At 47.2% G+C, this 12,894-nt stretch carries 15 protein-coding genes; all 15 read right to left on the reverse strand.

Features of this window, described 5'->3' with window-relative positions:
* Position 1: 1 nt before the first annotated feature.
* Complete coding sequence (locus BM292_RS04045) at positions 2–1,177, reverse strand: aminotransferase class V-fold PLP-dependent enzyme (protein WP_092855528.1); 1,176 nt, start codon at positions 1,175–1,177, stop codon at positions 2–4.
* Positions 1,174–1,977: an alpha/beta fold hydrolase gene (locus BM292_RS04050; protein ID WP_092855530.1), complete on the reverse strand. Its 804-nt coding sequence runs from the start codon at positions 1,975–1,977 to the stop codon at positions 1,174–1,176. Before BM292_RS04050 ends, BM292_RS04045 begins: the two co-directional genes overlap by 4 nt.
* Positions 1,974–2,378, reverse strand: a complete 405-nt coding sequence (locus BM292_RS04055) for an MAPEG family protein (protein ID WP_245751807.1) — start codon at positions 2,376–2,378, stop codon at positions 1,974–1,976. Before BM292_RS04055 ends, BM292_RS04050 begins: the two co-directional genes overlap by 4 nt.
* Positions 2,379–2,484: 106 nt before the next feature.
* On the reverse strand, positions 2,485–3,129 hold the full coding sequence (gene adk, locus BM292_RS04060) for an adenylate kinase (protein WP_092855532.1): 645 nt from the start codon (positions 3,127–3,129) through the stop codon (positions 2,485–2,487).
* Positions 3,130–3,292: 163 nt separating this feature from the next.
* Positions 3,293–5,179 (reverse strand): molecular chaperone HtpG, encoded by a 1,887-nt coding sequence (gene htpG, locus BM292_RS04065; RefSeq protein WP_092855534.1) that lies wholly within the window; start codon positions 5,177–5,179, stop codon positions 3,293–3,295.
* Positions 5,180–5,303: 124 nt separating this feature from the next.
* A complete protein-coding gene (gene recR, locus BM292_RS04070; protein WP_092855536.1) occupies positions 5,304–5,912 on the reverse strand; it encodes a recombination mediator RecR in 609 nt (202 codons plus the stop codon).
* A 13-nt stretch (positions 5,913–5,925) separates the two neighbouring features.
* On the reverse strand, positions 5,926–6,258 hold the full coding sequence (locus tag BM292_RS04075; protein ID WP_092855538.1) for a YbaB/EbfC family nucleoid-associated protein: 333 nt from the start codon (positions 6,256–6,258) through the stop codon (positions 5,926–5,928).
* 21 nt (positions 6,259–6,279) lie between these two features.
* The gene (gene dnaX, locus BM292_RS04080) at positions 6,280–8,286 is read right to left on the reverse strand and encodes a DNA polymerase III subunit gamma/tau (protein WP_092855540.1); all 2,007 of its coding nucleotides are present in this window, start codon (positions 8,284–8,286) and stop codon (positions 6,280–6,282) included.
* A gap of 48 nt (positions 8,287–8,334) precedes the next feature.
* Entirely contained in the window at positions 8,335–8,853 is a 519-nt protein-coding gene (gene apt, locus BM292_RS04085) for an adenine phosphoribosyltransferase (RefSeq protein WP_092855542.1), read from the reverse strand.
* Between the two features lie 8 nt (positions 8,854–8,861).
* The gene (locus BM292_RS04090) at positions 8,862–9,257 is read right to left on the reverse strand and encodes a response regulator (RefSeq protein WP_092855544.1); all 396 of its coding nucleotides are present in this window, start codon (positions 9,255–9,257) and stop codon (positions 8,862–8,864) included.
* 24 nt (positions 9,258–9,281) lie between these two features.
* Complete coding sequence (locus BM292_RS11825; protein ID WP_267899167.1) at positions 9,282–9,407, reverse strand: hypothetical protein; 126 nt, start codon at positions 9,405–9,407, stop codon at positions 9,282–9,284.
* Between the two features lie 44 nt (positions 9,408–9,451).
* Positions 9,452–10,213, reverse strand: coding sequence for an HvfC family RiPP maturation protein (locus tag BM292_RS04095; RefSeq protein ID WP_092855546.1), 762 nt, complete (start codon positions 10,211–10,213; stop codon positions 9,452–9,454).
* Positions 10,210–11,037, reverse strand: a complete 828-nt coding sequence (locus BM292_RS04100) for an HvfB family MNIO-type RiPP peptide maturase (RefSeq protein ID WP_092855548.1) — start codon at positions 11,035–11,037, stop codon at positions 10,210–10,212. Before BM292_RS04100 ends, BM292_RS04095 begins: the two co-directional genes overlap by 4 nt.
* Complete coding sequence (locus BM292_RS04105; protein WP_092855550.1) at positions 11,010–11,438, reverse strand: HvfA family oxazolone/thioamide-modified RiPP metallophore; 429 nt, start codon at positions 11,436–11,438, stop codon at positions 11,010–11,012. Before BM292_RS04105 ends, BM292_RS04100 begins: the two co-directional genes overlap by 28 nt.
* A 145-nt stretch (positions 11,439–11,583) precedes the next feature.
* Positions 11,584–12,891 carry a tetratricopeptide repeat protein gene (locus BM292_RS04110; protein ID WP_233340188.1) on the reverse strand — a complete coding sequence of 436 codons (1,308 nt, stop codon included), beginning with the start codon at positions 12,889–12,891 and terminating at the stop codon, positions 11,584–11,586.
* Positions 12,892–12,894: the final 3 nt, after the last annotated feature.

Here is a 12,894-nt window from a genome sequence, read left to right on the forward strand (position 1 = left end):
CCTAGTCTGAACCGAATAAGGCCCAGCCAGCGTCCAAGGTTTCAAGAAAACGGTTAATTTGGTCGGCGGTATTATACGCCCCTAAAGAGATTCTGACGACCGCTGGTAGCTGCCATTGTTGCAATAATAGTTGTGCACAATGATGACCTGCGCGCACGGCAATGTGATGTTGGTCTAACCAAGCCGCAATATCAAACGCCTGAAACTCGTCGCTGTAGAACGATATGGTAGGGGTTGCTTGCGCTCCGCTTGGTAATACAGTTAACCAAGCACGTTGCTGTAGCTGTTCCAACAACTGTTGGCGTAAGTTGACAAGTTGTCGTTGTAAATGTTGTTGCTGTAGCCAATCGACCGCTGTTGCGGCGGCGACAGCGGCAGCAGTGTTAGGGCTACCCGCTTCAAATTTGTGAATACCATCAATCAACTCAGCATCAGTTGCACTCACGCGCTGGACAATACCGCCACCGACCAAAAATGGTGCCATCGCATCGCGCAACGCATCACGGATGTACAAGACGGCACAACCGTTCACGCTATAAAGCTTGTGCATGCTAAATACTAGCGCATCGCATTCTAGCTGATGTACTTCAATGGGCACATGTGCCGCCGCTTGCGCAGCATCGACGAGCGTCCAAGTCCCCTGTGCCTTTGCTGCTTGCAACAACGGTTGTAGATGAAACACGGTGCCCGTAATGTTGCTGGCCGCAGTAACACTCACCACCCGTGTCCGTGGGGTTAAAAGCTCACGCCATTCGCCGAGTTCGCCGGTTTCGCTGTCGATAGGAATATAACGCAGGGTCAATTCATGTTGTTTCGCAAGCCGTTGCCACGGCAAAATGTTGGCGTGGTGTTCAGCGCTTGAAAGTAAAATTTCATCGCCAGCTTGCCACTGCACCGGAAGTTGCTCTGCCAATCCGTTCAAAGCCGCCGTAGTCGAAGCAACCAATGCAATTTGTTCGGCACTGGCGCCAATAAATTCAGCCAACTTAGCTCGTGCGGTTTCTAGCGCCGTAGTCGCCGCCCGCCCCAACTGATGGCTTGCGCGATGCACATTAGCGTGATGTTGTTGGTAATAATCGGTATACGCCTGCAACACGACATCAGGCACTTGGCACGTCGCCGCACTATCGAAATAGATCAGTTCCGGATGCTGACGCAACAAGGCAAACTGACTCATACCACCACTTCGTGTGCTTGCGTTACAAAGGTGACAATTTCAGGATTGACTAACTGTGCGTGCGTCACCGGCCCCATATGGCCACACTCGAGCGTTATTTCTGTCGCATTTGGCATCACTTGCAGTAAATGGTGGGCCACACAACGCGCACTTTCTTGCGTATGCTTACCCTGCAACACTAATACCGGCATATCCACGTGACGATAATCCTGCAGCTTGTGCGGCTCGCCCATCAACGCGGCAAAATCTTTCGTCACTTTTGCTGCTTGCATGGTCATTCCGGCGCGAATACGCTCTGGTAAGGCGTCGAAATAGCCCGGCTGATTCCAGTAATCAACAAATGCTCTGGTCGCTGCTTCGCTATCATGCTGATACATTTGTGCGGCAATTTTTTCAATTTCCATCCGCGCAGGCTCATTCGCTTCTAAAACATGAAACGCAACCGGTTCGAACACTACGAGCTGTTGCACCGCAACCGGCTTTTCTAGGGCAATTTTTAGTGCCAAAGCACCACCATAGGAATGACCAACAATGGTCACTGGTTGCTGCCACTGTGCTGCGGCCATAGCTTCTAATACACGCGGTAGCTCGTCGCTAAAACGAAATGCTTCCGGTTCGATATCTTCAGCCGCAGGTGCCTTGCCATAACCCAATAAATCAATCGCTAGAATATCAAACTGACTTTCAAGCTGCTGGATTAGCCCGCGCCATTGGCCACTATTGCTTTGTGAACTGTGTAGCAACAATAGTGGTGGTTTACCTAATACGCCGAAGCGGTGTACGCCGGGTAACAGCGTCATAGTGCACCGCCAATAAACACACCAATCACATAACCGGCCTGCAGTAGCAATACCGCAAAAGTACCGAGTACCCCAACGGTGCGTGCCCACGACGGACCAACTGACAACGTAAGACCCAATGCGTGACAGACACGAGCAACAAACAATGCCGCACCTAGAGCATGTAGCAACGCTGCCGATGCCCCTTGCAACTCCATGAGTACCAATAAAATTAACGATAGCGGCACATATTCAGCAAAATTTCCGTGAATACGCACAGCCACTTTCAAATCTTGTGACTCGCCAGTGCCAATACCAACGCGATCGCGCCAACGTAGCCGAATAATATTTACCGACAAAGCGAAATAAAGCAGCGTCAATAAGCCCGCATACAACATGCTGATCATTAACGTCATGTCCATGATTGTTATCCTTTTTTATGAACAAAGAGTGTAAGAACGAACCGTTAGTTTATACAAAAAAGCCCACTCAAGGTGGGCTTTTGAAATCTGTTGGTTAATTTGAAGCTTATTTTAGCAAGCTACCTAGCTTGTTGCTAATGTCTTCAACATCACCGGTTCCATCAATATTATGGAATTTAACCTTACCTTGTTCGGCTAGTTTACGATAATACGCAACCAAAGGCTCGGTTTGTTCGTGATAAATTGCCAGACGCTTACGCACGGTTTCTTCTTTGTCGTCATCACGGATAACCAGATCATCACCGGTATCATCGTCTTTACCATCCACTTTTGGTGGATTATAAGTCACGTGATAAACACGACCAGAACCCGGATGCACACGGCGGCCAGCCATACGCTCAACAATCACTTCATCCGGCACATCAAATTCAAGAACCACGTCAACATCGATACCTGCAGCATGCATACCATCCGCTTGCGGAATCGTACGCGGAAATCCGTCGAGAAGAAAACCGTTTTGGCAATCAGGCTGTGCCACGCGCTCTTTAACCAAGCCAATCATAATGTCGTCTGAAACGAGTTTACCGGCATCCATCACCGCTTTGGCTTGCTTACCTAATTCGGTACCGTCCTTAATTGCAGCTCGTAACATGTCGCCGGTTGAGATTTGCGGAATCCCAAACGTTTTCATTAAGAACTGCGCTTGTGTACCTTTCCCTGCGCCTGGTGCGCCCAACAGGATAATGCGCATGAACAACCTCTTTTACTTAATTTGTTTAATGCGGATAAGTTAAGGTCGAACTTTACCTTGCACAAACAGGCTTTACAAGTCCGAGCATTGCCGACTTTCGTCGGACAATGCGCAGACTCACACTATTTGCTGAATTTTTCCGCAACTTTGAACGTCAACGTGCTTATGCCTGGGTTAAATCGAGCATCAGCTTGTTCATACGTGCTACAAATTTTGCTGGGTCTTTTAAGCTACCGCGCTCTGCTAAGGTTGCTTGATCCAGCAAGACGTGTGCCCATTCGCTAAAGCGACTGTCATCATCGAGCTCGACAATACGCTGTACCAAAGTATGTTCTGGGTTTATTTCAAAAATATACTTGGTTTCTGGCACCTTCTGACCCGCTGCTTCCATCAGCTTCGCCATTTGTGTACTCATATCGTTTTCGTCGGTAACAATACACGCTGGTGAATCCGTTAAACGATGGGTGACGCGAACGGTCTTCACGCTATCGCCTAATGCTTTCTCAAAGCGTTTTAATTGCTTTTTGAACGCTTTTTCAGATTCTTCGTGTTGCTTTTTGGTTTCCGCGTCATCAAGTTCACCGAGATCTAAATCACCACGTGTGACCGACTGGAACGCTTTTCCCTTATATTCGGTTAAATGGCTCATGAGCCACTCGTCAATACGCTCGGACAGCAACAGGACTTCAATGCCCTTCTTGCGGAAGATTTCCAGTGCTGGATTATCACGTGCCGCCTCATAGCTGTCCGCGACAATGTAATAAATCTTCTCTTGTTTCTCTGGCATGCGCTCAAGATACGCATCCAAGCTCACTGTCGCTTCGCTGTTATCTTCGTGCGTTGATGCAAAGCGCAATAAACTCGCGATCGTTTCTTGGTTACCGTGATCTTCCGCCGGTCCCTCTTTTAAAACGGTACCGAACGTATTCCAAAATTCTTGATATTTTTCAGGATCGTCTTTGGCAAGTTTGCTCAACATGCTCAAAATTTTCTTCGTGCTACCGTTGCGCATTGAACGCGTGATTTTGTTATCTTGCAAAATTTCACGCGACACGTTCAACGGTAAGTCAGATGAATCCATCAGACCACGAACGAAACGCAGATACGTTGGCATCAATTGCTTCGCGTCATCCATAATAAAAACGCGTTTAACGTATAGTTTGATACCGGTCTGATTATCGCGATTCCATAAGTCCCATGGCGCGCGTTTTGGAATGTACAACAAGCTCGTGTACTCCGACGTACCTTCAACCTTGTTGTGGCTCCATAGCAACGGCTCATCGAAATCATGCGCGATGGTTTTGTAGAACTCTTTGTATTCCTCATCAGAGATTTCTGATTTTTCACGAGTCCATAACGCTTGGCCAGAGTTCACCGCTTCCCAGCCATCTTGTTTATTGTCGTCGTCACGTTTTGGCATTTGCACCGGAATACTCAAATGATCCGAGTATTTGGTGATAATGCTTTTCAAACGCCACTCATCGAGGTACTCGTTGGCGTCATCACGTAAATGCAAAATGATATCGGTACCACGCTTCGCTTTGTCGATATTGCGTAACTCGTACTCGCCCTCACCGCGTGAGAACCACTCAACAGCGCTATCCGCACCTGCGGCGCGAGTGCGCACAGTGACGCTATCGGCAACAATAAAGGCTGAGTAGAAACCAACACCGAACTGACCAATCAAGCGGCTGTCTTTTGCCTGATCACCCGATAACTGACTAAAGAAATCAGCGGTTCCTGACTTGGCAATGGTACCTAGGTTCGCCATCACTTCATCACGCGTCATACCAATACCATTATCGCTAATGGTAATAGTGCCAGCATCTTTGTCTGCACTTACACGAACATAGAGTTCAGCGTCGTCAGCTAACAAACTGCTGTCGCTTAATGCTTTGAATCGTAGCTTATCAGCAGCATCCGATGCATTCGATACAAGCTCGCGCAGAAAGATTTCTTTATTGGAATAAAGTGAATGAATCATCAAATGAAGCAACTGCTTCACTTCGGTTTGAAAACCGTGGGTTTCTGCTTGACGGGTCTCCGCCATAGTGATTTCTCCTACACTATCTGTCAGTAAATCAACAATGATTAGATGGGTATAGGACAAAGATGGGGATGGCGCTTCGCATTTCAAGCGCCAATTTCATGAAATTATTCGACGTCAGGATGGATTAGTTGTGATCAATCACTTTACGGCCACTGAAAGCGTGTCCCAATGTGGCTTGATCAACATACTCCAGCTCTCCACCCACTGGCACACCGTGCGCAATACGCGAGGTACGTATATTGCGTGAGCGCGCTAAATCAGCAATAAAATGCGCTGTTGCCTCGCCTTCGACGGTGGGATTCGTTGCCAAAATGACTTCTTCAATCGCTTCTTGCTGCAAGCGCTTAGCCAGCACATCTAAGCCAATATCTTCGGGACCAATGCCGTCAAGCGGCGATAAATGCCCCATCAGCACAAAATAACAGCCTTGATATTGACCCGTTTGTTCAATCGCTAAAACATCGGCTGGCGTTTCAACAATACACAGTAGGCCACTGTCACGTCGCTTCGCATCAGCACAAATTGCACAGGTTTGCTCTTCGGTTAGCGTGCGGCACTGATTGCAGTGACCGACTTTTTCGACTGCATCAGTTAACGCCTGCGCTAAGCGCAAAGCGCCTTCACGTTGCCGCTCCAACAACTGGAACGTCATTCGTTGAGCGCTTTTGGGGCCAACCCCAGGTAGCAGCCGTAATGCTTGTACAAGCTCTTGAATGGCCGGACTAAGACGCATGCTTCACCTATGCTTAAAATGGCATCTTAAAGCCAGGTGGAAGGTTCATACCGCCGGTAACTTCAGCCATTTTCTCTTTGCTGGTTTGTTCAACGCGACGCACCGCGTCGTTAATTGCCGCAGCAACCAAATCTTCAATCATTTCGCTGTCGTCGTCTTCGAATAAGCTCGGATCGATACTGACACGACGCACATTGTGATTGCCAAGCATGGTTACTTTCACCATCCCCGCACCCGCTTCGCCGGTTACTTCTAGGTTTGCAATTTCAGCCTGCGCTTTTTGCATACGCTCTTGCATCTGCTGCGCTTGCTTCATCATGTTGCCTAAACCACCACCTTTAAACATATCTACCTCTATTTTCTAGCTTTAATCTGGTTTCACAGAGTCAGCTTTCAGCTGAGCTCCAAATTCATTTTCGAGCTGTTGTGCAATTGGGTCTTGTGCCAACGTTTGCTGCGCAACATTCATCCGATGGTTATTGATACGCTGCTGAATTTCAACTGGCGTCGCCGCCTCGGCGTCGCCAACCAAAATATCTCGCAGAATCATGTCAAACTGCTCGGCCATAGCTTCTTTAATGGTGATAACTGCGCCATCATTCAATAGGTATGCCCAGTTTTTTCGCACCATGAGAACATATTGGTCATGTTCTTTTTGCAACACACTATTGCGCGCTAATTGACGGGTTAAACCGTGTAAATCAAGGGCATCGATCATCGCCGACCAGCGGTCGATTTCAGCCGCACGTTGAGTACTATCCGTAATCTGCGCGTCAATTTCTGGTAACTCGACTGGTGTATTCGAAGCCTCTGGGCTTTCTTGCGCTTGCTGTTCAGATGGCGGCGTTGCTGCTTCGACCTGTTTCTGTAGCTCGTTAACCGGCTGCGTCTCTGCTGACTTCTCGGCATTAATCGCCGACTGCGTGGTATCCGCAGTTGGCGGATTTACTTCACGATTTTTTTTTTGCGCCAACGCACTACGCGTTGCTAGTAGTGCTTGCAAATCATGTTGCGGCGACTGTTCCGGTTGCTCTTGTTCAGGCTGTTCCGTCACTGATTGTTGCGACTGAGGCGTTTCGTCTGGCTCAGCTTGATAGTCTGGTTCAAACTCATCCTCTAGCCTATCATTTGAGTCGTACTCAGGTTCCGGTTCAAACTCTGGCTCAGTAATATTTGCTTCAGGTTCTGCGCTCTGATCCATCGGCGTACTGAGTGCCGATGGTGGTGGTGTCTTTGCCGTGACCGGTTTCACTTTGGTGACCATTTCAGGCGGTGCTTCAACCACCTCGAGGTATTCGGGACGAAATGCCATTAACCGCAGCAACGTCATTTCAACCCCACTGCGCACATCACTAGCGTAGTTCAGATCGCGGCGGCCTTGTACCAAAATGTCATAAAATACCTGCAACAATTCTGCTGGTAATTGCTGTGCCAGATGTTGCCCAGCTGGCTCTAGGCCAGTTGCGTGCGCGGTTTCTGGAACAGCTTTGTACAACGCCATTTGATGAATAAGATTCTGTAACTCGGGTAACAAGCCGCTCAAGTCAGGTACCTGACCAGCAACTTGCTCAAGTGTTTGCAGCATGGTTTCAGCATCACCGCTCAACACGTTCTGCATTAAGCTAATTAATTGATAACTTGGCACACTGCCAAGCATTTGCTGCACGCCATGCACCGTTACGGCATGGTCGCCCTGAGCAATAGCTTGATCAGTCAAACTCAATGCATCACGCATACTACCTTGCGCTGCTCGGGCTAACGCCTGAATTGCAGGCTCTTCAAAAGAAATATTTTCGGCACCGAGCACCTGCATTAAATGCTGTGCAATTTCATCACGTGATAGCGCTTTGAGGTTAAATTGGAGGCAACGCGACAATACCGTGATCGGCAGTTTTTGCGGATCAGTCGTCGCTAGTAAAAACTTCACATGCTCAGGCGGTTCTTCCAAGGTTTTTAACAACGCATTGAAACTGTGCCGTGACAGCATATGAACTTCGTCAATCAAATAGACTTTGAAGCGGCCTTGAGTCGGCGCGTATTGAACGTTATCGAGTAGTTCGCGGGTATCTTCTACTTTAGTTCGCGATGCGGCATCTATTTCAAGTAAGTCGACAAATCGACCTTGATCAATCGCAGTACAAGCGCCGCACTGACCACAAGGTTCCGCGGTAATACCCTGCTCGCAATTAAGGCTTTTCGCAAGAATGCGAGCAATGGTTGTTTTACCAACGCCGCGGGTTCCGGTCAGTAACCAAGCATGGTGTAATCGACCAGTTTGTAACGCATTAAATAGGGGCTTCAACACATGTTGTTGCCCTACTACTTCAGCAAAATTGCGGGGTCGCCACTTACGTGCGAGAACTTGATAGCTCATGGCCAATATCTTCTCAATCTGTCGCTTCAGATAAGTAGCTAACTTACCTTAAAATGAGCACAGGGTATAGTATGGAATCTTGGCTTGTTGTAAACGCTGAGCGCCAGGTAAATCAGCGAGCGTAATAATAAATACGCATTCTGCGATGGTCGCTTGTTGCTTATTGAGCATTTCAACGGCAGCCAAAATTGTTCCGCCAGTTGCTAGCAGATCATCCACCACCAGTACTTTGTCGGCTGCGCTAATGTCCTCAGCGTGCAGTTCGAGCTTGTCTTCACCATATTCCAGCGCATAAGTTTGCGAAACCGTTTTGCGCGGCAGCTTTCCGGGCTTACGCAAAGGTACGAAACCGATGCCGAGCGCATAAGCTAACGCCGTAGCGAAAATAAAACCGCGCGCTTCAATGCCAACAATTTTCGTAATGCCTTGATCACGGTAACGTTCAGCGAGAATGTTAATCGTGTGCTGGAAAGCAGCACCATCGGCGAGAAGCGGCGTAATATCACGAAATAAAATGCCCGGCTTCGGATAATCCGGAATCGCACGGATATAATTTTCTATCTGCATCAATCGTCTCAGACAGTTGTTTGTTGCGGGTTACCGGTAGTTGCCGCTAAGTCGTTGAGTAACCCCAACAAGCGTTGTGCTTCTACGGGTTTAGGCAGACACAAGTTTGCACCAGCTTTGTCAGCCAAAGGCTGCACATGTGCGGCATCTTGCGTGGTCATCAAAATAATTGGTGTCTGTTGATAATGCTCAGACTGGCGTAGGCTCTTAATTAAAGCCAAACCATCCATTAATGGCATTTTGTGATCAACCAACACCACATCATAATGCTGACTTTTACTACGGTTTAAGCCGTCGAGGCCATCATTGGCACAACTTACCGTAAACGGGCTTTGCTCAATAATCTGTAGCAATTGGTCCCGTGTCGCTGGTTTATCCTCAACCAGCAATAATTGGAGTGACATAATCTGCCTATTTAATTAAACAGCTTAAGCTGAAAAAAACTTATACCAAGCTAGAACTGCTGGTAACACTGGTACTGCAAGAAATACAATTACTGCAAGCCAGCCCATTTTTACGCCCGATTCATCACGGAAGTTTTCATCATGTGCCATAAAATACATCCTCACTGACTAAAATTTGCGGTGCGGATCATACTTTAATTGCGACTGGGGAACAACAAGCCTCTTTGATAGAGTTCCGGCACCGTTGCCAACAACCCTTGATGCAGTTGCTCGGCGGGAAATTGCGGTAGTTGTTTGGCAAGATGTTCGGTAATTTGCGCTACGGTTAGCTTTGGGTGCTGTAATAAAAAGTCCACCAGTAACATGGTAACCGCATTAAGTTGCAGAAATTTGACGTTAGTCGAAATCATCTCATTGTTAAATTCATCAACACGATAAACGGCTAAATAGCAGGACTGCTCCAGCGGTTGTTCTGGAACAAGTTCAGGCTGAATGGTATGGACTGGATAGTCGAAAGCATGCCATTGTAGCGACGAATTGACCTGCCACAATGAGGCTTCTAAAGCCGTTTCTAATGGTGGCAGAATACACGCAGACTCATGGTTATACGCCTCCACCTCCATGCGCTCGTATACGGCAAGCTGATAACTCCAAGCAGGCAACCAATCTTCGTCATAGTCAGCTAAAAATTCAACAAACTCCGCGCCTATTGCTGAAAATAGCGGTGACTTTGCTTGGTGTTGAGAAATAAATGCTTGTAACAAGGTTCGCGATTGTTCGGCAGTCAGAATACTAAACAATACAGGGAAACCGCGGGTCACAAATCCGTCGAGGTTATTTCTGACCAAGCGTTGATACACCTGCAATCGACGTAATTCGGCAACAGGTTGTTCGCTACCTTTCGGATCTCTTAACCAGCGCGACCACTGCTCTTGAATACGTTGGAACTCTGTCATGCTACTTCTGTATTTTGTGTTACAGCCTTTATGGCCTCTACTTCTGACAATAACTCCGGTAACGGCGGAATATTGAAATCACGCTCTAACAGAACCGGAAATGGTCCATGAGTTTCATAGCTAAGCGCTAATAACTCCATGACCTCTTGGCGCACAGCAGCGCCATGGGTGTCAATTAACAGGTCAGGTTCTTCTTCATAGTGTCCAGCAATATGCCCGTAATTAATGCGCTCTGATGGTAAACCTTGAATAAACGCCACGGGGTCATATTTGTGATTCACGCTATTCACGAACACGTTATTCACATCAAGCAATAAGTCACAATCCGCTTGCGTGAGAACGCGTTTAATAAATGCGAGTTCACTGATTTCTTGCGCCGCAGGAGAGTAATACGAAACGTTTTCTAAAATGAGTTTACGTTCAAGCAATTCTTGGACTCGACGAACGCGCTGCGCCACGTAGTCCGCCGCTTCTTCGCTAAACGGTATCGGCAACAAGTCATAAAGATGACCGTTGGCTGAGCAATAACTTAAGTGTTCGCTGTAGCGCTCTATATTAAAGCGATCGAGAAATGCCTTAACCTTTAGAATGAAGGCTTCGTCAAGGGGGTCTGGACTACCAATTGATAGCGAAAGTCCGTGGCTATACAGCGGATATCGTTCACGCAACCTATCGAGCTGGTAAGAGGCTTCGTAACCACGCTCAATCCAGTTCTCAGGTGCTATTTCCCAAAAGTCTACGGCGGGATTCTGCTGTAATACTTCAGTTAAGAATTCCCGCCGGAGTCCTAAGCCAACTATGCGCCGCACTTCCCTTCGCCACATTTGCCTTCGCCGCATTTACCTTCTTTGGCTTTTTCGTTCATGCGCTCTTTCGCTTTGTCGTCCATTTTTTGCATGGCTTTATCACCGCCACATTTGCCTTCGCCGCACTTCCCTTCGCCGCATTTGCCTTCTTCATATTTCTTGGCATGCTCTTTGGCTTTATCGCCACCGCATTTACCTTCACCACATTTACCCTCGCCGCATTTGCCTTCTTTGGCCTTTTTGGCGTCTTTATTGGCACCGCAACGCATCTCTTGCTGTTGCTGCTGTTGTTGCTGTTGCTGTTGATAGCCACCAGGCAATTCGGTAAAGCCAAAAGGGTTTGCTGAAGCTGCAACGCTACCAGCGCTTACCATCAATGCGCCTACCGCTACTGAAACTGATTTTTTCATCGCTTTCATTTGAATTTCCTCATTTGTTGTTCTTGATCAACAGACTATCACTTTTTATTTTGACATGTCTTGTATAACAATAGTTCAAGACCAATAAAAAACCCCGCTAAGTCGCGGGGTTTTACCAGATATTTAACTGAATACTGTATATCGATTACAGTGAAACACCGCGGTTCGAAGCTTTTTGGCGAATATACTGTTCCCAACTGGTCGCGTTGCGACGCTGGTCACGGAATTTCTTCGCTTCTTGCACGTATTTTAATGCTTCACGGAAGTTATTCTCATAGAAATAAGCTTCGGTTAAAGACATATATACGCGGCCTGGTTCTTCTACATTCTCCTGTAGCGCTTTCATATAAGCATTCGCTGCTTTTGAATATTCTTCAGCGCGAAGATATGCATTGCCTTGACGGCGGAAGAAGTCAGCCTTCTCAGCCTGAGTTTCTTGTAAGTTAGCTGATAAACCGTACATTTCAGCAGCTTTCGCGTACTCGCGCGCTTGCTCGAAACTACTTGCCGCACTTTGATAGTTACGCGCAGTTTTCTCGATGTCGCCAGCATTTAAATGCTTCACCATCAAGGTTGCTGCTTTGTAAGGAATTGACGAGTTAGCATATAACTGGACAACCGCCTTAATTTGGCTTTCCTTGTCCAAGTAACCTGCTAAGTACGCAATTTCTAACGTTTGTAACGCTTTGTCGATGTTTTCAGTCAGCATATAAAGCATGCCTAACTGACTCCACCATACTTTTTCAGTAGGTAGTTTATTCAAACCGACTTCAAGTACTTTAATCGCTTCTTTGTACTGTTCAGTTTCGTAGTAAGCTGCAACTTTCAACACATATGGGTTTTTGTTGACTTCGCCTTCTGCTTCATAAGCTTGAATCGCTAAATCGGCAGGACGAACAATTTTATCAAACTGCTTCAGCTCATAATAAGCATTGGCAATTCGCAAAAACACATCTGGGTCAGCTTCACCAGTAAACTGGAGCCACTTACCGTAATAGGTTAATGCATTACGATATTCTTCAAGCTGTAACGCTAGGTCTGCAGTTAGCTTCAATACTAATGCTTGGTCAGCATGACCTAACACATCAGCATCAGCTGCACGCTTCACTAAATCGTAAGCTTTACGTTCTTCGCCATCGGCTGCATACAGGTTACCGAGGAAGCGGTTGACATAAGCAGTATCAAACTCGCTACTTGGGTCAATTTCGACCAAGATTGCGATAGCACCCTTTGTGTCTTCTTCTTCAGTGTACAAATCCAATGCAGTCATCAAACGACGACCAACACGCTCGCTTACGGTTTGGTTACGGCGACTCTGCTTCGCAGCTTCGACTTGTTCAGCTGATGGCAAGTTGTAATTGATTTCTTGTGATGCGGCAGGCGCAGGAGCGGCTGCCATCACAGTACACAATACACTCGCACTAATTAATGTTGTGAGTTTTTTGTGCATCATCTA

Origin of the sequence: Pseudidiomarina tainanensis (assembly GCF_900115255.1) — a bacterium.
Classification (GTDB): Bacteria; Pseudomonadota; Gammaproteobacteria; order Enterobacterales; family Alteromonadaceae; genus Pseudidiomarina; species Pseudidiomarina tainanensis.

What these genes read in the sequence shown, in the direction of transcription:
- BM292_RS04045 (WP_092855528.1), bottom strand. Translation starts at nt 1,177, where the DNA reads ATGAGTCAGTTTGCCTTGTTGCGTCAGCATCCGGAACTGATCTATTTC.
- BM292_RS04050 (WP_092855530.1), bottom strand. Translation starts at nt 1,977, where the DNA reads ATGACGCTGTTACCCGGCGTACACCGCTTCGGCGTATTAGGTAAACCA.
- BM292_RS04055 (WP_245751807.1), bottom strand. Translation starts at nt 2,378, where the DNA reads ATGGACATGACGTTAATGATCAGCATGTTGTATGCGGGCTTATTGACG.
- adk (WP_092855532.1), bottom strand. Translation starts at nt 3,129, where the DNA reads ATGCGCATTATCCTGTTGGGCGCACCAGGCGCAGGGAAAGGTACACAA.
- htpG (WP_092855534.1), bottom strand. Translation starts at nt 5,179, where the DNA reads ATGGCGGAGACCCGTCAAGCAGAAACCCACGGTTTTCAAACCGAAGTG.
- recR (WP_092855536.1), bottom strand. Translation starts at nt 5,912, where the DNA reads ATGCGTCTTAGTCCGGCCATTCAAGAGCTTGTACAAGCATTACGGCTG.
- BM292_RS04075 (WP_092855538.1), bottom strand. Translation starts at nt 6,258, where the DNA reads ATGTTTAAAGGTGGTGGTTTAGGCAACATGATGAAGCAAGCGCAGCAG.
- dnaX (WP_092855540.1), bottom strand. Translation starts at nt 8,286, where the DNA reads ATGAGCTATCAAGTTCTCGCACGTAAGTGGCGACCCCGCAATTTTGCT.
- apt (WP_092855542.1), bottom strand. Translation starts at nt 8,853, where the DNA reads ATGCAGATAGAAAATTATATCCGTGCGATTCCGGATTATCCGAAGCCG.
- BM292_RS04090 (WP_092855544.1), bottom strand. Translation starts at nt 9,257, where the DNA reads ATGTCACTCCAATTATTGCTGGTTGAGGATAAACCAGCGACACGGGAC.
- BM292_RS11825 (WP_267899167.1), bottom strand. Translation starts at nt 9,407, where the DNA reads ATGGCACATGATGAAAACTTCCGTGATGAATCGGGCGTAAAAATGGGC.
- BM292_RS04095 (WP_092855546.1), bottom strand. Translation starts at nt 10,213, where the DNA reads ATGACAGAGTTCCAACGTATTCAAGAGCAGTGGTCGCGCTGGTTAAGA.
- BM292_RS04100 (WP_092855548.1), bottom strand. Translation starts at nt 11,037, where the DNA reads ATGTGGCGAAGGGAAGTGCGGCGCATAGTTGGCTTAGGACTCCGGCGG.
- BM292_RS04105 (WP_092855550.1), bottom strand. Translation starts at nt 11,438, where the DNA reads ATGAAAGCGATGAAAAAATCAGTTTCAGTAGCGGTAGGCGCATTGATG.
- BM292_RS04110 (WP_233340188.1), bottom strand. Translation starts at nt 12,891, where the DNA reads ATGATGCACAAAAAACTCACAACATTAATTAGTGCGAGTGTATTGTGT.